19 protein-coding genes, 1 tRNA gene and 1 pseudogene are annotated in these 18,877 nt (G+C 49.3%); 8 read left to right on the top strand and 13 right to left on the bottom strand.

What is annotated here, in order from left to right:
• Positions 1 to 19: 19 nt before the first annotated feature.
• Both glyQ and BWK47_RS12475 read right to left on the bottom strand, forming a co-directional pair.
• A complete protein-coding gene (gene glyQ / locus BWK47_RS12480; RefSeq protein WP_162328880.1) occupies positions 20 to 919 on the bottom strand; it encodes a glycine--tRNA ligase subunit alpha in 900 nt (299 codons plus the stop codon).
• 39 nt (positions 920 to 958) lie between these two features.
• The gene (locus tag BWK47_RS12475) at positions 959 to 1,753 is read right to left on the bottom strand and encodes a hypothetical protein (RefSeq protein WP_162328879.1); all 795 of its coding nucleotides are present in this window, start codon (positions 1,751 to 1,753) and stop codon (positions 959 to 961) included.
• Positions 1,754 to 1,807: 54 nt separating this feature from the next.
• On the opposite strand from BWK47_RS12475, the gene BWK47_RS12470 reads away from it, so the two are divergent.
• Positions 1,808 to 1,975 (top strand): hypothetical protein, encoded by a 168-nt coding sequence (locus BWK47_RS12470; RefSeq protein WP_158299081.1) that lies wholly within the window; start codon positions 1,808 to 1,810, stop codon positions 1,973 to 1,975.
• Positions 1,976 to 2,200: 225 nt separating this feature from the next.
• Here the strand turns inward: BWK47_RS12470 and cobS are convergent, their stop codons facing one another.
• Entirely contained in the window at positions 2,201 to 2,983 is a 783-nt protein-coding gene (gene cobS / locus BWK47_RS12465; RefSeq protein WP_162328878.1) for an adenosylcobinamide-GDP ribazoletransferase, read from the bottom strand.
• A gap of 255 nt (positions 2,984 to 3,238) precedes the next feature.
• Here cobS and BWK47_RS12460 point away from each other — a divergent pair, with 255 nt between their 5' ends.
• Positions 3,239 to 3,685 (top strand): hypothetical protein, encoded by a 447-nt coding sequence (locus tag BWK47_RS12460; RefSeq protein WP_162328877.1) that lies wholly within the window; start codon positions 3,239 to 3,241, stop codon positions 3,683 to 3,685.
• A 70-nt stretch (positions 3,686 to 3,755) separates the two neighbouring features.
• Here BWK47_RS12460 and ygfZ read toward each other — a convergent pair whose 3' ends face one another.
• From ygfZ to thiO, 4 genes and pseudogenes are all read right to left on the bottom strand, one after another.
• Positions 3,756 to 4,694, bottom strand: a complete 939-nt coding sequence (gene ygfZ / locus BWK47_RS12455) for a CAF17-like 4Fe-4S cluster assembly/insertion protein YgfZ (RefSeq protein ID WP_162328876.1) — start codon at positions 4,692 to 4,694, stop codon at positions 3,756 to 3,758.
• A 100-nt stretch (positions 4,695 to 4,794) separates the two neighbouring features.
• On the bottom strand, positions 4,795 to 5,373 hold the full coding sequence (locus BWK47_RS12450; RefSeq protein ID WP_162328875.1) for a DUF3782 domain-containing protein: 579 nt from the start codon (positions 5,371 to 5,373) through the stop codon (positions 4,795 to 4,797).
• Positions 5,374 to 5,709: 336 nt separating this feature from the next.
• Positions 5,710 to 6,567, bottom strand: a complete 858-nt coding sequence (locus tag BWK47_RS17145; protein WP_269467711.1) for a thiazole synthase — start codon at positions 6,565 to 6,567, stop codon at positions 5,710 to 5,712.
• A gap of 93 nt (positions 6,568 to 6,660) precedes the next feature.
• Positions 6,661 to 7,686: pseudogene (gene thiO / locus BWK47_RS17140) on the bottom strand (glycine oxidase ThiO); the annotation flags it as partial.
• A gap of 201 nt (positions 7,687 to 7,887) precedes the next feature.
• Between thiO and ruvB the strand changes: the two are divergent.
• The 3 genes from ruvB (at position 7,888) to BWK47_RS12430 (ending at position 10,461) form a co-directional block, all read left to right on the top strand.
• Complete coding sequence (gene ruvB / locus BWK47_RS12440) at positions 7,888 to 8,973, top strand: Holliday junction branch migration DNA helicase RuvB (protein ID WP_162328873.1); 1,086 nt, start codon at positions 7,888 to 7,890, stop codon at positions 8,971 to 8,973.
• A 27-nt stretch (positions 8,974 to 9,000) separates the two neighbouring features.
• Positions 9,001 to 9,399 carry a DUF4253 domain-containing protein gene (locus BWK47_RS12435; protein ID WP_162328872.1) on the top strand — a complete coding sequence of 133 codons (399 nt, stop codon included), beginning with the start codon at positions 9,001 to 9,003 and terminating at the stop codon, positions 9,397 to 9,399.
• A 441-nt stretch (positions 9,400 to 9,840) separates the two neighbouring features.
• A complete protein-coding gene (locus BWK47_RS12430) occupies positions 9,841 to 10,461 on the top strand; it encodes a TMEM165/GDT1 family protein (protein WP_162328871.1) in 621 nt (206 codons plus the stop codon).
• Between the two features lie 27 nt (positions 10,462 to 10,488).
• On the opposite strand, the gene BWK47_RS16920 is transcribed toward BWK47_RS12430, so the two are convergent.
• Positions 10,489 to 10,632: a hypothetical protein gene (locus BWK47_RS16920; protein ID WP_204250409.1), complete on the bottom strand. Its 144-nt coding sequence runs from the start codon at positions 10,630 to 10,632 to the stop codon at positions 10,489 to 10,491.
• 21 nt (positions 10,633 to 10,653) lie between these two features.
• On the opposite strand from BWK47_RS16920, the gene secA reads away from it, so the two are divergent.
• Entirely contained in the window at positions 10,654 to 13,452 is a 2,799-nt protein-coding gene (secA, locus tag BWK47_RS12425; RefSeq protein ID WP_162328870.1) for a preprotein translocase subunit SecA, read from the top strand.
• 103 nt (positions 13,453 to 13,555) lie between these two features.
• On the opposite strand, the gene BWK47_RS12420 is transcribed toward secA, so the two are convergent.
• Positions 13,556 to 14,299, bottom strand: a complete 744-nt coding sequence (locus tag BWK47_RS12420) for an MBL fold metallo-hydrolase (protein ID WP_237269630.1) — start codon at positions 14,297 to 14,299, stop codon at positions 13,556 to 13,558.
• 16 nt (positions 14,300 to 14,315) lie between these two features.
• Positions 14,316 to 14,537 (bottom strand): hypothetical protein, encoded by a 222-nt coding sequence (locus BWK47_RS12415; protein ID WP_162328869.1) that lies wholly within the window; start codon positions 14,535 to 14,537, stop codon positions 14,316 to 14,318.
• A 226-nt stretch (positions 14,538 to 14,763) separates the two neighbouring features.
• Here BWK47_RS12415 and BWK47_RS12410 point away from each other — a divergent pair, with 226 nt between their 5' ends.
• Positions 14,764 to 15,567, top strand: a complete 804-nt coding sequence (locus BWK47_RS12410) for a PspA/IM30 family protein (protein ID WP_010873572.1) — start codon at positions 14,764 to 14,766, stop codon at positions 15,565 to 15,567.
• A 177-nt stretch (positions 15,568 to 15,744) separates the two neighbouring features.
• Here BWK47_RS12410 and rpsN read toward each other — a convergent pair whose 3' ends face one another.
• The 3 genes from rpsN to BWK47_RS12395 form a co-directional block, all read right to left on the bottom strand.
• Positions 15,745 to 16,047 carry a 30S ribosomal protein S14 gene (gene rpsN, locus BWK47_RS12405; RefSeq protein WP_010873571.1) on the bottom strand — a complete coding sequence of 101 codons (303 nt, stop codon included), beginning with the start codon at positions 16,045 to 16,047 and terminating at the stop codon, positions 15,745 to 15,747.
• A gap of 99 nt (positions 16,048 to 16,146) precedes the next feature.
• Positions 16,147 to 16,219, bottom strand: a tRNA-Arg gene (locus BWK47_RS12400).
• 60 nt (positions 16,220 to 16,279) lie between these two features.
• A complete protein-coding gene (locus BWK47_RS12395) occupies positions 16,280 to 17,449 on the bottom strand; it encodes a pentapeptide repeat-containing protein (protein ID WP_162328868.1) in 1,170 nt (389 codons plus the stop codon).
• A gap of 257 nt (positions 17,450 to 17,706) precedes the next feature.
• Here BWK47_RS12395 and BWK47_RS12390 point away from each other — a divergent pair, with 257 nt between their 5' ends.
• Complete coding sequence (locus BWK47_RS12390) at positions 17,707 to 18,717, top strand: PstS family phosphate ABC transporter substrate-binding protein (protein ID WP_162328867.1); 1,011 nt, start codon at positions 17,707 to 17,709, stop codon at positions 18,715 to 18,717.
• The last annotated feature ends 160 nt before the right edge of the window (positions 18,718 to 18,877 follow it).

The raw sequence follows: 18,877 nt of genomic DNA, 5'->3' as shown, positions 1-18,877 counted from the left end.
TTTAAGTCTTTAAATCAGCCTATACGAGGGAAACTGGTTTATCTACTTTTTTATCCAAGGGAAAACCTAGGGCTTCCCGTTGTTGTAAATAAATATGGGCCACTTCCCTAGCTAAGTTACGAATGCGACCAATGTAACGGGTGCGCTCAGTCACGGCAATTACTCCCCTCGCGTCGAGTAAATTAAACGCATGGGAGCATTTTAGGACGTATTCCAAACTGGGCAAAGCTAAACCCCGTTCGATTAACTGCCCTGCTTCCTGTTCGTAAAGGGCAAACAATTGAAATAATAAATCGGGGTTAGACGCTTCAAAATTATAGGTACACTGCTCGACTTCTCCCTGCCAGAAAATATCCCCGTAGCTGAGCTTTTCATTCCACTGAATTTGGTCAATCGCCTCCACATTTTGTAGATACATGGCCAACCGTTCCAAGCCATAGGTAATCTCGATGGAAACGGGGCGACAGTCAATGCCACCACATTGCTGAAAATAGGTAAATTGGGTCACTTCCATGCCGTCGAGCCACACTTCCCAGCCTACGCCCCAGGCCCCCAGGGTTGGGGATTCCCAGTTATCTTCCACAAAACGAATGTCGTGATCCTCGGGCTGAATACCCAGGGCCCGTAGGGAATCAAGATACACTTCCTGAATATTGTCCGGGGAAGGCTTAATTAACACCTGATACTGGAAATAGTGCTGTACCCGGTTGGGATTTTCTCCATAGCGGCCATCGGTGGGCCGGCGACAAGGCTCCACATAGGCCACTGACCAAGGTTCCGGCCCGATCGCCCGTAGAAAGGTGTGGGGATTCATGGTGCCAGCGCCTTTTTCCGTGTCAAAGGGTTGGGCAATGAGGCAACCTTGCTGGGCCCAAAATTCGTTCAACTTGGCGATAACAGCTTGGAAAGTAATGGTCATAGAAAGCCAACAACTTGATGCTAAATGATTACTAAAGGACTAGATGGTGACGAATAATTTGGACTCTGGATCATAGCTCCAAGCCAGGCCATCGGGGTCCCTAGTTTGACTCCAGTCGGCAAAATTATCTTCGTTTTTGCGCCGGGCTAGGGTGCTGGAGGTGGTGTCTAGGCGCTTGGCTAATTCCGATTGGATCAAAGTCAGGGCGGAATTGCTTGGGGGAGTTTCTGCTGGAGTGGATTCCGTCGGGGTAGTGGCTTCGGCCGCCTTCTCATCTTCCTGGTGCTTACGGGCTTCCTTAATTTCCGCCAATTGGGAGAAAGGACTTTGACCCACCGGAGCCGCCATCAATTCTTCCTGGGGAGGTACTAGGGGATGGTCCACCACCGGAGCGGTGGTAGCGGCTAACTGGCGAGAACTAGGGGCAGGCTCTTCCAATTCCGGTTCACTGTCGTCAAAAATGTCGCCCAGGGTAGAGGAAGAAATAAAGTAGTAAACTTTCGCTTGCCCCACCTGTTTTTCGTAGGGTCCATACTCCGCCACCTTGTCATCCAGATAACGTTGGGCCGCCCGACCTTTGGCAATGCCGGCATCAATCAGATCTGCTTTGGTGATGATGCCCTGATTTTTTTGCACCAGTTGGTTAAACAGGGGGTCGATGGCGATGCATTTCTGTTGCCATTGATAATTGTCCCAGGCCACCCAGGCGATCGCCAAGGTGAGACCGAACAAAATCCACCGCCAGGTTTTGTAGATAAAAACCATCGCCACGGCCAGGGGCAGAATCAGTACTAACAGTCCTTTGGGATCACTTTCGGCAACTTTTCCAGTCATGGCAACTCAGCAATTGAACCAGATTTAGATGAATCGAATCGGAAACAGAGTTAAATGTTAAGCAAAAACGAACAAACCTGCGGCAATGATCACAACAGTTTGCGGTCTGAATTTTACCCCAGCATTACCAACATTGACCTAACGGCTAGTCAATTCCCAGCCGTACAACAGGGCCACCAAGACCGTGAGGGCGGCCATGCCAAGGAAGATTCCCCCAGGTAAAAAGGTAATAATCCCCCAGCCCCTCAACAAATATAACGCTAGGGTCAATCCTACCAAACCCAATAGGGGTTTTCCAAACAAAGAAGAGGATGATCGCCGTTTTTTCCGTTTTTCTGCCAATGTCTACTCCTGCAAAATTTAGGACAATTATCGCCGATTCACTTTGATACTGGTCATAATCCCATGGCAGGGCAAAATTAACTGCCATTGAGATGGCTCAAACCTTTAAACCAAGGACAAACCTAGCAAAATCAATACTTCACTCCATTCCACCACTGCGCCATAGGTGTCCCCCGTGTGACCTTTAAATTGTTGGGCAAGCCACCGCCCCACGGCCCAGGCTATTAGTGCCGAACTCCCCGTAGCCCCCAGAATCAACCAAGGCTCAATGGTTAGGGCGTAACCCATGCCCACTCCCCCGAAGACAATAATCATTGTGCCCAGCAGCAAATCTTGCCCGGGCTTTAAATTTCGTTTATGCATGGCCCCCTTACCTTCCTCTTTGAGATAGGGATAAAGGGCGATCGCCAACAGTTGGCCCCAACGGCCCCACCCCAAAGCCATGATAAGGGCCCAGCTTGCTAAACCATGGTCACTAAAACTAGCCAAGGCAAAGGTTTTTAGCAATAAAACCACGGCGATCGCCATCACGCCATAGGCCCCCGTATAACTGTCTTGCATTACCGCTAAGCGTTTGCTGGGATTAGTTACCGCTAAACCATCGGCCGTATCCGCTACCCCGTCTAAATGGAGCCCCCCGGTCAAAGCTAACCAAAGGCTAACCACAACGGCTGATTGCAATAGGTTATCCATGCCCAACCAATGTAAGCCTAGATCTAACGCCAGCAAAATTAGGGACAGCAAAAGTCCCATTAGGGTTATCCAACGGGCAATACGGTCAAAATTTACTGGCCAGCTCGGAGGCCAGGGCAAACGAGTGTAAAACAGAATGGCCGCCCCCACACTATCTCCGCCCCAGAGAAAATACCAGCGACGCCACCATTCCATAAATCACCATTCCCAGGGTAATAAGTTGCCACTCAGCAAAAACTTAAAATCTAGTTACGAATTCTTGGGCTAAGATCAAAATTGAAGCGGGGATCAATCAAATCGCTCCACCGACGGCTTGGCAACCCAAAACTAAAATTCCCCATCTAGACTAATACTTTTACGTGATTTTTGTTAGTAATCCTGGTGGAATTAATAATCGTAAATATTTAGCTTCAACCGACTGACCAAGCTTTTTACCCCGCCCTCACCCCCATGAATCCTGAATTTCACTCCCCCCTACTGCCAGCTCCCTGTGTGATCGAACAGGGTATTTTGGTCAATAAAGAAGATATGCAACGGGCCCTAAACGATTTAGGACAGGTTAATTACTACTATCAATTGGATGGCATATCCCAGGCCGAAGGCCAGGGTTGGATCCTAGATGTGTTTAGCGATGCTCAACAGGCTACCGTTGTTACCAATCAATCCCTTTATCTCAACGTCAACAGCTTTGATTATCTGGAAATTAGCCTTGATAACCAGGGAAAAACTGTTATGGACCTCTGGCAAGAAAGTCGGCAGTTACGACTGATGCCCTTGGATGGTTGGCTCAGCCCAAGGGAAAATCATGGCCAACTTATACCTCTGGATTTGGAAGAAGCGGTAGCAGAGGTGTTAGCAGCCAGGTTTGATGTCCAGACTGACCAAGAAGACTTTTGACAGGCTTCTAGTCCTTGCAAACTTGCCCGATCAATTTGACTTTTGAGCGGAAAAACTTTTGTGCTGGGATCTAACTGGGCCCTTGGTAATATTGGTGGCTCAGATAGGGTGGTTTTTCTACCGTGGCGATCGCCTCTCCCACCTGCACTGTCATGCCCTGATTAACCAACTTAGTTTTGAGGTAACCCAACCCAGTCAATCCTTTCACACTGGTTAAAATACCCACCTTTTGTCCTTCTAGGGTAATCACCGTTCCCGCTTCCGCCTGGCGATCGAGGGTAATGCGCCACAACCTTTGTTTTACACCCTGGTAAGTATTCAAACGGGCAATGGTTTCCTGGCCAATGTAACAACCTTTGGTGAAAGAAATCGCTCGCCACAAACCCGCTTCGAGGGGATTATAGTCCTCTGTTAATTCTTTCCCTGCTTGGGGTCTGCCCTGGTAAATACGCAAACTTTCCCATTGGTCTGGGTTGATTAGGGGTAAATGCCCCCAAAGTTGATTAACCAATTCCTGTTGATCCGCAGGAAAAATCACCGTATAACCAGGTAAATCCAACCCCGTTTGGGCGGAAATGAGCAATTCAACTCCCTGTACCGATTGGGCCAACCATTGGTTGCCGGCGGGCAATTGCCAACCTAAGTTATTTTCTTCAACCTTTTCTCCCAACAGCACCACCGCCCGATAATGGGCAGATAAATCCTGCAGTTCCACCTTGTCAAAGGGGAAAATAAATCGATCCATCCATTGCCAGAGGAAATTTTTTTGGCCAGCTTCCACTTGAATCCAAAGGGAGTCTTGACGTACATAGACCGTGGCAAGCTCGAGGGTTCTGCCGGTGGAGTTGACGAATACGGTCTCAAACCATTCCCCCACAGCCCTAGCTTCCACTGCGTTGGTGGTTTGGTTGTGTAAAAAGCGCCGCCGGTCTTCCCCTTGTAATGCAATCAAACTAAATTCGGGCAGGGGATAGAGCCAAGTTTGCTCCAGGTCGAGGGGAAGGGCCATGAATGAATAAGTCTAAATTTGATTCGACTAATGATTCTATAGCAGGATTAGGGGCAGAAAGTTTATGGCGGTTTGAGTTGAGTAGAGGTAGAAATTCTCCTTACCAAGCTTTGGGCTGAAAAGTGGGGGGAGTATCGAGTTCAAAAATTTCTCCCCGAATGCGGGCGACGTATAATCCAGCTTTTAACACTTCTTCCCGCAGGGCATTGGACAAATCTACGGCAGCGAGGATGCCATAGAGTTTTTTGTCTCCATGCTCAGGAAAAAATTCCCGAAAGCGTTGCAGGTGGCTAATTAATTGACCGATGGATTCCTGGCGGGCATGGCTTTTAACCTCCACCACAATGGCAGTGTTCACTTCTCCATTGGCATAGGCCAGCACATCTAATTCAATATGTTTGCCTTGCTTGCTCACTCGGACGCTGGGGGTCACCACTTCCATGGCAAATTTTTCGTAGAGGATAGTTTCCATGGAGGGCAAGGCCAGTCCTTCGGTAAAGCTGCCGAATTTTTTGCCCAGACCCCCAATTTGTTTACCCAACTCTTGAATTTGGCGATCGTTTTTTTGGGACTGTTCTTTCAGTAAACGTTCAGTTTCTTGCAAACGCCGTTCCGTTTCTTTCTGGGACTGGATCAGTTCTCCAAGCAATTGCCAAACTTCATCAGCGGTGGTTGCCATAGTTATTCGGCATTATTTGTCTTGACTCAAGTTTAACGGGTCGCTACCTGTCCTTGGCGATCGCCCCGGCTCGCCGATTTGCAAAGCAAGTTTCGATAGCTGCAAGGTAATTTTAGTGGCTAATGAACGCTGTATTGTTGGGATTTCCTGTGCCTGAATTGTTGAGTAGTTTTTTTGTTGCTGTTTTTCAAAGTTCTCATTAATTAAGAATGTGTTTGAAAGGTAGGGTGAAGAATGGAAAATGGTGAAAATTCTATATTCTTCACCATTTTTCCCAATTATGCCGACTTTTCAAACACGCTCTAAGAGTTTGGGACTTTTGATCCGGAAAATCTCCTAACCCACTAGGCCCGTGAGGGGAGAACTGGCATTGGCTTTAGCTTTAATGGGCATTCTGCCCGACAGATAGGCGAGCCTCCCCGCCTGGGTAGCCATCCCCATAGCCTGGGCCATGGCCACTGGATTGGCCGCCATGGCGATCGCACTGTTGATCAACACCGCATCAGCGCCCATTTCCATTGCTTGGGCCGCTTCACTGGGGGTGCCAATGCCCGCATCCACCACCACGGGAACTTTGGCATTTTCAATAATGATGGCAATGTTGGCGGCGTTACGGATACCTTGCCCAGAACCGATGGGGGAACCAAGGGGCATCACAGTGGCACAGCCCACTTCTTCCAGCCTTTTTGCCAGCAAGGGATCGGCGTTGATATAGGGCAGTACGGCAAAACCTTCTTTGACCAACTGTTCCGCCGCCTCTAGGGTGCCAATGGGGTCTGGTAAGAGGTATTGGGTATCGGGAATGACTTCTAGCTTGATGAAATTATTATCTTCCTGCCCCAGTAACTTGGCCATTTCCCTTCCCAACCGGGCTACCCGAATGGCTTCCTCTGCCGTTTGACAACCAGCGGTGTTGGGGAGCATCCAAATGGTGGACCAATCAATGGCTTCCGCCAATCCCTCGTGGCCTGGAGCATTGGTTTGTACCCGGCGCACTGCCACAGTGACAATCTGGCAACCACTGCTGGTGACGCTTTCCTGCATGGTGGTGAGGGAAGGATATTTGCCGGTGCCCGTCATTAGGCGGGAGTGGAATTTACGGCCAGCAATTTCTAGCAAATCTTTACTGCCCTCTGAATTTTCAGCGGCATGGGGCAGGGAAGGGTTGGCAATGGAAGGAAATACAGCAGTCATAGGGCGGCAGGACAGTACAGGGGGATTGGTAGTTGTTAGAAAACGTTGGGAACTAAAGGCCTGGATGAGGGGAGAAACCTTCTGGTCGAGAATTAAATCGCTAATCAAAGCGGCGGTGATGGGGGCGAGCAAAATGCCGTTGCGGTAATGACCGATCGCCAAAATGAGATTATCACAGGGGCCATAGCCCAAGAAAGGCTCTTCATCGGGGGTGCCGGGGCGAAATCCCCACCAAAAATCCTCAATGGCCCAATCGCCTAGGGCCGGGAAAAGTCTAATGGCTCGACTTAATAAGGTCTGAATACCCTGGGGCGTATTATGGGGCTGCCAGTCCACCTGCTCCGAAGTTGCCCCCACAATGAGACGACCATCCCGCCGGGGCACCAGATAGGTTTGGGGACCAAAAAGTACCCGTTGCAAGGGATAGGGCTGGTGAGTTCCCGCTGGCATCCGCAGGGCCATCATTTGACCTTTAACTGGGAATACCGGCAGGGGCAGTAATTCCTTGGCCCAAGGGCCGTTGGCCAACACATAGCTATCTGCTTGGAAAGAACCCTGATCCGTTAGCACCGCAGTCACTTGGCCATGACGTTGGGCGATCGCCTGAACAGTGACTCCCTCTTGAATTTGTACTCCTAGGGATTGGGCCGCTTGCCGCAGAGTGCTGACCAGTTTGCGGTTATCCACTTGACCATCGTCGGGATGCCACCAACCACCAATTACGTCTTCCCCCAGCCCTGGTTGGTAATATCGAATGGTTTCCCGGTCTAACCAAGCGGAATTAGTTGAACCAGAACCATTGCCCTGGGGCGCTTCAAACATGGGGGAAAGGATGCCACAGGGGTTATAACCCGTTTCCATACCCGTTAACTGTTCCAGTTTTTCCACCCATTCCCCGTAACGCCAGCGGGAAGCCAAACATAGATCCAGCATGGGGCCTGGGGCGATCTGTTCCGCATGGGGAGCTAACATTCCCGCCGCCGCATGGCTAGCTGCCTGGGCAAAATCCCGACTCAGCACTGTGACCTGCAACCGCTTTTGGTTTAATTTCAGTTCTACGGCGATCGCCAAACCGATGATGCCACCGCCAATAATGAGAACGTCACTGGTTGTTTGCATAACCTTAAAAAATCAACCCCTGAATGCTTTAACGCCTTGGGTAAATGGGGGAGAAGTACCTAATTTCAGGTTAGCGGATTATCGAGGGCTGGAGGCTTTTTTGCTGGGATGTTCCGAACAACCCGGCGGCGATCGCCAATGTAGGATGGGGGGATACTGACTAGAACCGACTCAAGCTGAGCCTTTCCTTTTCCCTGCGCCATGGCCATTAAACGTTCCGGCAACAATAATCTTTCTCCCAACGTTAAATCCGATCTCCTTTCCCCGGAAGTCATTCCCCAGGAACGCAATACCAGCCCAGAGTTAGAACAGCAAGAGGCATTCCTCAGGCCCCAACGGTTAGCGGATTACATTGGCCAACGGGATCTCAAGGAAGTGTTACGCATTGCTATCCAAGCGGCCCAAGGTAGGCAAGAGGCGATCGACCATCTGCTGTTATACGGCCCACCGGGGTTGGGCAAAACCACCCTAGCTCTAATTTTGGCGGAGGAAATGCAGGTACGTTGCAAAATTACTGCGGCTCCGGCGTTAGAACGTCCCAGGGATATTACGGGGCTACTATTGGCTCTGCAACCGGGGGATATTTTGTTTATCGACGAAATTCACCGTTTAAATCGCCTAACCGAGGAATTGCTCTACCCTGCCATGGAGGATTTTCGTTTGGACATCACCATGGGCAAAGGCCAAAGCGCCAAAGTCCGCAGTTTAAAGTTAGCCCGCTTTACCCTTGTGGGGGCCACCACCAAAGTAGGTTCTTTGACTTCGCCGCTGCGGGATCGGTTTGGCTTAATTCAAAGATTGAGATTTTACGAGGTTGATGAGTTGCAGCAAATTATCCTCCGCACCGCTGGTATTTTATCCGTATCTATTTCCCCCACAGGGGCCGAGGCGATCGCCATGAGAGCCAGGGGCACTCCCCGCATTGCCAACCGTTTACTGAAAAGGGTAAGGGATTACGCCCAGGTGAAACAACAGCCGGAAATTGACCCTGCCCTTGCGTCGGAAGCATTGGATTTATACCAAGTGGACAAACGGGGTTTGGATTGGACAGACCGCTTAGTTTTACAAACTTTAATTGAACAATTCCAGGGTGGTCCCACCGGCCTAGAGGCGATCGCCGCTGCCACAGGGGAAGATGCCAAAACCATTGAGGAAGTGTACGAACCCTACCTGCTACAAATTGGTTACCTGGCCCGCACCAGTCGAGGCCGCATTGCCACCACCGCCGCCTATGAACACCTAGGGTTGACTCCCCCCAATCCCCTGCTACCTTGGAAGGAAAGTTAAGGCGTAGTCAAAAAATTCGTTTATTTTATGTTTGATCCAACGGCAATTATTGAGCAACAAACCAACGGCATTAACTACGACATCACCACAGAAGATTTGATTGCTAAGCTTCAGCAATGGGATGGGCAATATAGCATTGAAATCGGTGAAGTGAGCTTTGATAGCCTCATAGTCCGCTTTGAGAACTTACCCACGGATTTGAAAGCCCTAGCCGAGGAAATTTACGAGTTCTGCCCCGATGTCATTGACCAGGGATTTGGTTGTTTTGATGATATTCTCGCGATGGGCAAGGAAGCTGGCGAAGAAATCCCCCCCGATTTGCAAAACCTGCTAGAGGGAGTGGATTGGGATGATCCCGACTTTGGGTTAACCATCCTGCAAAATGCCCTGCGCCAAGACCAAGGGGTAGCCCTTTGGTGGGACTAGGTTTGATCGTTTAGAAAGTGTTTGAAACGTGCCAGGCTAGGTATTTATCCTCCTAAATCTCCTCACTAAAGCTCTGGCTTAAAAAGGGCGACTTTTGTGACAGTTACCCCCTTTCCAAGGGAGGATTAAACAGCCAAAACTCAACTTTCTGAACAGACTTTTAGATCTGATCGCCTCGCAAACATACATCAATACGAGTAGAGTGCATAAAAGACTAAGTGTTTATAGTTCAAATAAATTGACCAACAGAATTTTATTTTATGTCAATACTAAACAGCAACTCAAAAAACAATGAAATAAAAATGAAGATAAAATGAATAGAATATGAATTAATGTGGGCTAAATAGTTGGTGAAAAAATTGAGTTTATTTAAAGAGAAATAACCTAGATCATGATAAATTAGGCAGGTGTTTACTGCGTTGCTCTGTTCCTGGCTGATCTATGCTGACCGCTTTTACTGCCGGATTATTGTTGATAACTGTTTCGGAATTAGGGGATAAAACTTTTTTTATTGCCATGATTTTGGCCATGCGCTATCCCCGCCGTTGGGTGTTAGTCGGTGTAGTGGGAGGATTGGCGGCGATGACTATTTTGTCAGTATTAATGGGACAAATTCTTACCTTTTTGCCCACTAGATACATCAACTATGCCGAGGTAGCTCTTTTCTTAATTTTTGGCACAAAACTATTGTGGGACGCTCAGCGGATGAAAGCCACGGCAAATCTGGAGGAAATGGAAGATGCAGAAAAAGCCATTGCCTCCGGCGAGAAAAAGTTAAAAATCGTGCCCCGGGGATGGGGCATTGTGGTGGAAAGCTTTGCCCTCACCTTTGTGGCGGAATGGGGCGATCGCACCCAGATTGCAACCATTGCTTTAGCAGCGTCTAATAATGCCTGGGGAGTGTCGGCGGGTGCCATTCTTGGCCATACCATCTGTGCGGTGATTGCGGTGATGGGAGGAAAATTTGTGGCAGGGCGTATTTCTGAGAAAACAGTGACGTTGATTGGTGGGCTTTTATTCTATCTATTTGCTGTGGTTTCCTGGTGGACCAAGATTGCATAGGACTCGGATTTGCAGATCAACCACTAGTCACTGACGGGATTGAATTCCCCTACCGACCGGAACGATACGGAATGTTAAGATAAGTCGTTGAAGGATTGCTAACTCCTGTGCCCAAAAAAGCCAGAGAATGGCGATCGCCTGACCGTTCAATTCCCCAGTTAGACTGCCCATCGGTTCCCTATCCCAAGTCCCATGTTAAAAGCCCTCTTTGGTGATCCCAATACCCGCAAACTGAAAAAGTTTCAACCCTACGTGGCGGAGGTCAACCTCTATGAAGAGGACATTGAAAAGCTGTCTGACGATGAGTTGAAGTATAAAACCGTCGAATTTCGGGAAGCGTTGGATAAGGCCCGCAGCGATGCGGAAACAGAAGAAATCCTAGACGAAATTTTGCCAGAAGCCTTTGCCGTGGTGCGGGAAGCGGGGAAACGGGTGTTGGGTATGCGTCACTTTGACGTGCAACTGTTGGGGGGCATTATTCTCCACAAAGGGCAAATTGCGGAAATGAAAACTGGGGAAGGAAAAACCCTGGTGGCCACTCTGCCTTCCTATCTGAACGGTTTAACGGGCAAAGGCGTCCATGTGGTGACGGTGAACGATTACCTGGCCCGGCGGGATGCGGAATGGATGGGGCAAATCCATCGCTTTTTGGGCTTAACGGTGGGTCTAGTACAATCCGGCATGAATCCTGAGGAAAGGAAAAAGAATTACGCCTGCGATATTACCTACACCACCAACAGCGAACTAGGGTTTGACTATTTACGGGACAACATGTCCACCGCCATGATTGAAGTGGTACAGCGCCCCTTTAATTTTTGCATTATTGACGAAGTTGACTCGATTTTAATTGATGAAGCCCGTACTCCTTTGATCATTTCTGGTCAAGTGGAGCGCCCCACAGAGAAATATTTGCAAGCGTCGGACATTGCCGCCCAGTTGGAGCCGGAGATCCATTATGAAGTGGATGAAAAACAGCGTAACGTGCTCATGACCGATGAAGGCTTTGAGAAGGCGGAACAATTGTTACAAACTACAGATTTATTCGACAAGAATGATCCCTGGGCTCACTACATTTTCAATGCCATCAAAGCGAAGGAATTATTCCTCAAAGATGTGAATTACATTGTTCGTAATGGGGAAGTGGTGATTGTGGATGAATTCACCGGTCGGATTATGGTCGGTCGCCGTTGGAGTGACGGTTTGCACCAGGCGATCGAAGCTAAGGAGCGGGTGGAGATCCAAAAGGAAAGTCAAACTTTGGCCACTATTACTTACCAAAATTTCTTTCTGCTTTACCCCAAACTTTCCGGCATGACGGGGACAGCCAAAACGGAAGAAACGGAACTGGAAAAGGTTTATAACCTCCAGGTAACCATTACCCCTACTAACCGTCCTTCCAGCCGCCAGGATTGGCCCGATGTGGTCTATAAAAACGAAGAAGCAAAGTGGAAAGCGGTAGCATTGGAATGCGAAGAATTGCACCAACAGGGTCGTCCCATCCTGGTGGGTACTACTAGCGTGGAAAAATCAGAAGTTATTTCCCGACTGTTGCAGTCCAGCGGCATTCACCATAATTTGCTCAATGCTCGGCCGGAGAATGTGGAAAGGGAATCGGAAATTGTGGCCCAGGCAGGACGCAAAGGGGCGGTAACCATTGCCACCAACATGGCTGGTCGGGGTACGGATATTATTTTGGGGGGGAACTCGGACTATATGGCTCGCCTGAAAGTGCGGGAATATTTAATGCCGAAAATTGTCCGCCCGGAAGATGACGAACTGGGGGCTGGGGTAACAGGTTGGGTCAGTGGCCGAGAAAAACCCCAGGGGTTTGGCAATCAAAATGGCAAAAAAAAGGTGAAAACCTGGCAAGTATCGCCGGACATTTACCCCACTAACATTAGCCAGGAAACAGAAGATTTGCTCAAAAAGGCTGTCAAATTTGCGGTGGATCAGTACGGTCTGCAAAGTTTGACGGAACTGGAAGCAGAAGACAAGTTGGCGATCGCCTCGGAGAAGGGCCCCACCGATGATCCTGTGATTCTGAAACTGCGGGAAGTGTATAACCAAATTCGTCAGGAATATGAGGTGCTGACCTCAGCAGAACATAAAGAAGTGATTGAGTTGGGGGGACTGCACGTCATTGGTACGGAACGCCATGAATCCCGTCGGGTGGATAACCAACTACGGGGGCGGGCTGGTCGCCAAGGGGACCCAGGTTCCACGCGCTTTTTCCTCAGTTTGGAAGATAACTTACTCCGCATCTTCGGCGGCGATCGGGTGGCGGGACTAATGAATATGTTCCGGGTGGAAGAAGATATGCCTATTGAATCCAAAATGCTCACTGGTTCCCTAGAAGGAGCCCAGAAGAAGGTGGAAACCTATTACTATGACATCCGTAAGCAGGTGTTTGAGTATGACGAGGTGATGAATAATCAGCGGAAAGCTATCTATGCAGAGCGGCGGCGGGTGCTGGAAGGTTTGGATTTAAAAGAGCAGGTGCTAGTTTATGCCGAAAAAACCATGGATGAAATTGTCGATGCATACGTCAACCCGGAATTGCCCCCGGAGGAATGGGACGTGGAAAATATGCTCGACAAGGCTAAGCAGTTCGTTTATTTACTCGAAGACCTAACGGTGGAAGATTTGGGGGATATGACCGTGTGGGAAATGAAAACCTTCTTCCACGAAGAAGTCCGCAAAGCCTATGATCTGAAGGAAACCCAGGTAGATAAGGTGCGTCCGGGACTAATGCGGGAGGCGGAACGGTATTTTATCCTCCAACAGATCGACAATCTCTGGCGGGAGCATCTCCAGTCCATGGAAGCTCTCCGGGAATCCATCGGTTTACGGGGCTATGGACAAAAAGATCCCCTGATTGAATATAAACAGGAGGGTTATGAAATGTTCCTGGAAATGATGATCGATATCCGCCGCAACGTGGTTTATTCCCTCTTCCAGTTCCAGCCCCAGCAACAACCCCAGGCCGTTTAACCCTAGTCCTAGTCACTCAAGTTTTGCGGGGAAGGGGAGATTTGGATTTAGGCAAATGCCACCTCCCCAGTTTGATTGGGGGCTTACATGGTCTTAACTGCCGTTAGACTTTTGCCTGAAACTCCCTGAGCATTGACTCCAGTGCTTCCCTCGGATTTAAGCACCAATCTTCTCCCCGCAAATAACCCACATTTCCCCCTGGGCAAACCGCTCTGAGGGGCAGATTTTTTTCATCCAAATAGCGATGAATTTTTTCCACACTGGCTTGCTGACGGGGCCAGTGGAATGTTTTAGCCTGCTTAATGGCCCTTAGATTACCTTCCCCATCGGGCAGTAAATGACGGCCAGTGAAAAGAATACCGCCGTTCTCTCCCCAGTAATGGCAACTAGCGCCGGGGGAATAACCGGGAGTCCAGATGGCCGTGAGGAACGGGGCGATCGCCAATTGTTCCCGAAAACGACATATCCTTACTCCGGGCAAAAGGTAAGCCTCCTGTTCCTGTACCACCACCTGACAGCCTAACTTTTCCTGGATTGTTTTCACTTTGGGGCCATGGCCATCTCGATGGGTCAGACATAGCCAACGCACCGGGCCTTGTTCCCCCAACCATGCTTCATTGTCTTCATGCCAAGCCGGACAATCGATCAACACATTGCCCTCCCCAGTGATTAATAAATAGGCTGTTCCCCCCAGGGTGTCCCGATTGGGTGCAAAACGATACAGGTTGGGCAGAATTTGATGGGGTAATTTGGCGATCGCCATGGAAAAATAGGTTACGGGTAGGGAAGGATAACGAAAGGATTCGGCGGGTAGGGCAAAATCTTGTCGGCAGACTAGGAATAGCAATTAAGCCCAAGCCCAACTACTTTAACTGTTCAAGTTGTTTTTCCCTCATTTCACTGGGTTTTTTGATATTCGGTTTGGGGGCTGCCCCCAATAATTTTTGATTAATTTGTTCCCTGGTGTTTTTGCTATAACTAGCCCAGGGATCGGGCAAAAACATATCACCGATGCTGATAAAGGCCAGACCAGCAATCACCGCCGGAATGGCAAGGGAGCGCAAAATTTTAAATAGACTTGCCATAACGCTATGCCTCCACAATCGAATCTCGATTGGACTACCTGTGTTTCCATTGTAGGGTAGGGCACCATGGCGAAAGCCACTAAAACCGACTCCAAGGCTGTCTAGTGTCTGCGGGCTTGGTTTACACTGGATCAACATAGGGCCAACTCCTTAGTCCCCCTTATGCGGACTTCTGTACAGACCCCCATTCGTTAACCCCCAGCGATTTTGAGAGGATAAGTAAGACATGGGATTATTTGACCGTTTAGGCCGCGTCGTCCGGGCTAACCTCAACGACCTCGTCAGTAAAGCTGAAGATCCAGAAAAAGTGCTGGAACAGGCCGTGATCGATATGCAGGAAGACCTGGTGCAACTCCGCCAAGCCGTTGCCCGCACGATCGCCGAAGAAAAACGAACAGAGCAACGTCTTAACCAAGACACCCAGGAAGCCAAGAAATGGGAAGACCGGGCAAAATTAGCCCTCACCAATGGGGAAGAAAATTTGGCTAGGGAAGCCCTGGCCCGCAAAAAAAGTCTGACAGATACGGCGGCGGCGTACCAAACCCAGCTAGCCCAACAGAGGACCATGTCGGAGAATCTCCGTCGCAACCTCGCGGCCCTAGAAGCAAAAATTTCCGAAGCTAAAACCAAGAAAAATATGTTGCAGGCCAGGGCCAAAGCGGCCAAGGCTAATGCTGAACTGCAGCAAACCCTCGGGGGCTTAGGTACTAGCAGTGCTACTAGTGCTTTTGAACGGATGGAAAACAAAGTACTGGATATGGAAGCCACTTCCCAAGCGGCAGGGGAGTTAGCCGGCTTTGGCATCGAGAACCAGTTTGCCCAGTTGGAAGCCAGCAGTGGGGTAGAAGACGAGTTGGCCGCCCTCAAAGCGTCCATGGCCGGTGGTGCATTACCGGGAACCTCTGCCGCTACGCCCCAACTCGAAGCAGCTCCTGTTGATTCCTCAGTACCAGCTAATAATGCCAGCCAAGATGATGCGGTGATTGACCAGGAATTGGACGACCTACGTCGTCGGTTAAATAATCTGTAATTGGTTTAACTCAGCCAGTAAAAATCCCCCATTAACCTAGGTTTTGGGGGAAATTGGTCATATTGAATTACAAATGCTAGTGGGTCAGACTCCAGCAACTATGATTAGGGGTTCGAGTTTCCCTACAGGAAGCAAGCAATCAAAGCCTCGATCACTCACAGCCAGAACTGGGCAATATTACCAGCTAGACTTGGTTACACCGGGCAAAAGACCCTGGTGGGCCCATTCCCGTAAAACATTGCGGCAAAGGCCAAAGTCACGGTAGTAGGAACGGGGACGACCTGTAACCTGACAGCGGTTACGGCGACGGTTGGGGGCGCTATTGCGGGGTAAATCCTGCAATTTTTGGTGAACAGCTAATTTGTCTTCTAGGGTTTCAGCTTGACGGAATTCTTCTTTGAGCGCTTCCCGTTTAGCAGCATACTTTGCTACCAAGCGGCTACGACGCTTATCCCGCTCGATCATGGATTTTTTTGCCATCGGGGTTTAACTTTATTTCTTTAGTCTAAAAATTGAGCACTCCCGATCATATCACACTGCTTGGGGACACAAAGGTTTATGAAAGGTAATGGAACTAGACGAACACGGAGGGATTCGAACCCCCGACCCTCAGGACCGGAACCTGATGCTCTATCCACTGAGCTACGTGTCCAAGACAGACTTGGGCTGACCCTTTACCCTTTCATCTTGCGAAAAGAATTCGCACCAGCTATCAGCGTAACATTTCCTGCACCGATTCGGAAGCTAACTGGGCACCATTTTCCAGTAACCAAGCTTCCTGACTGGGAGCTAACCCCGGATTGTCACCAAAACTGAGATTTTCCACCTTTGCGCCACTGAAATTGACGTTTTGGAGAGTGGCTCCCCGCAAATCCGCTTCCCGTAGGTCTGTGCCGATTAAAGTTGCTAGGGCTAAACTACTTTTACGAAAATCAACTTGGCTGAGATTAGCCCCTTCTAGGTAAGCGCCACTCAGGTCTGCACCCCGAAAATTGGACCGGCGGAGATCGGCATTACTCAAATCGCTGTCGGTCAGAATAGCTCCCCGGAAATTGCTGTCCATCAGTTGGCCATTACTAAGGTCAATGCTGTTGAGGTTAGCACCCACAAATTTGCCTCCAGCTAAATCCCGTTGCGGGTCCAAACCGACTAACTTCCCCAGGGCAAGGCAATCTAACTGGGGGGAATCGATAATTAACTGCAGGCGATCGCCTAATGGTCGGGCAATTGCAGAAGAAGGAGAAGTATTGGATTCCGAGTTCCCATGGAGGGGTTGCCAGGGAATTTGCAGGTCAGAGTCCCCCGATTTGCTCAGGAGCCATTGACCCCAACAAAGGGCCGGCATTAAGTAAACTTCTGCCAAAAATTTTGCTAGCAGGCGATCGGCAATGGCCAATTGGTTCGGACTCAAATCCGGCGGCCACAGGCCTTGGGTTTCGGCGATCACCACCTGCCGAGCTTCTGCTTTAACTTCTGCCTGGAGTCGGGCCCATTGTCCAGTTAGGGCAAGTTCAACATTTACAGTTTGGGGAGAAACAGCTTCTGACGGGAAAATTATCTCCCCCACATTAAAAAATTTTTGCCCATGGTCAGTGGTCGCACCTTCAGCCTGGACTGTTAAACCTAGGCCCCGTAGCCAAAAGCGTAGTTTTCCTCCCAACAGTGACAACCATTGACCATCAGCTTTGGGAGTTAAAGTCAAAGCCAGATGGCCCTTTTCTCCCTGGGTCTGCCAATGGAAATCTGCCCCCAAGGCCATGGCCGAAAGATGGGGGTTAAAAATTTCGAGGGAGGAAAAGGTCGCCATAGTCACAAAAATCAGCTTTTTTCTCAAGTCTAGGTTAATCGGGGCAAAAAGTCCCCTGGGCAGACGTTGTGGCATTGTTCATGGATTCCCGTCCCATTAATTTTTCCTGAAAAACTGGAATTACGGCTCGAAGAATATATCCCTTGGTTTACAAATGTCAGGGACGAAAAATACGGCACGATCAACCTCTCCAGCCCTTTAACCAAACCTTTACTAGGGCTTAACCTTCAACCAGCCAGGGCGACTTTAATATACAAAAATGTTGATAGATGCCCTAAAGCTACCGTCAACGGCTAATCACAATCGACCACCCTGGGGGCGGAGAAGTAAAAATGTTTGATTTAAGTCGATTGAGCCGGGGCATTGTCCCTATGGCTTTGCTCTTGTTGGGAATTTCTGCCTGTACACCATCCCAGACCAGTCAATCGATCGCCATTAATGGTTCGAGTACGGTTTATCCCATTACCGAGGCGATTGTTGCAGATTTCTCTGGGGGCAAGAAAGGGGTCGACATTGATGTGGAATTTTCCGGAACCAGCGGTGGTTTTAAGCTATTTTGCGAGGGTAAAACAGACATTGCTGACGCATCCCGCCCCATCAACAAGCAGGAAATGAAATTATGTAATGACAACCAGGTGCGGTATGTGGAATTGCCCATTGCCTTTGATGCCATTACTGTGGTCAGCAATCCCAAAAATAACTGGCTGAAAAGTTTGACTGTCGAAGAGCTAAAGCGCATTTGGGAACCTGCCGCCGAAAAAACCTTGACCCGCTGGAACCAAGTCCGACCCGAATTTCCCGACCAACCTATTAACCTCTACTCCCCCGGTGAGGATTCTGGCACCTTTGATTACTTCACCGAGGCGATCGTTGGTCAAGCTGGAGCTAGTCGTCTCGATACCCTAAAAAGTGAAGACGATGAAATTTTGGTGCAGGGAGTTGTCCAAGACCTTTATTCCCTAGGCTATTTTGGCTTTGCCTACTACGAAGGTCGTATTGCTGACTTGAAAGCCATTGGGGTCGATAACGGTAGAGGACCAGTGCTGCCTTCCCGAGAAACGGTGGAAAAATCTGAGTATCAACCCCTGTCCCGCCCTTTATTTATCTACGTCAACGCAACCAAAGCCCAAGATAATCCTGCCCTACGGGAATTTGTCGATTTTTATCTGGCCAACGCCTCTGCCACTGCCACCAAGGTTGGTTATATTCCCTTGCCCGAGGAAGCCTATAATCTAGGCAAAATTAGCTTCAACAAAGGGGAAGTTGGCACGGTCTTCGGTGGCGAAAGTGTTATGGACCTGACCATTGGTGAGTTGTTAAAGAAACAAGCCTCCTTTGAATAATAAACAAGGGGCGAAGCCGTCAGAGTTTGTTTGAAAAGTCAAAATCAAAGGATTTATCCCCCTAAATCTCCTCACTAAAGCTCTGGTTTAAAAAGAGGGACTTGTGTAACAGTTTCCCCCTTCCAAAGGGGGCTAGGGGGGATTGAACAGCCAAAACAGA

Source organism: Synechocystis sp. CACIAM 05, from assembly GCF_010222815.1.
GTDB lineage: Bacteria > Cyanobacteriota > Cyanobacteriia > Cyanobacteriales > Microcystaceae > Synechocystis.
The sequence above is the reverse complement of the archived record's forward strand: the minus strand, read 5'-3'. Positions and strand labels throughout refer to the sequence as shown.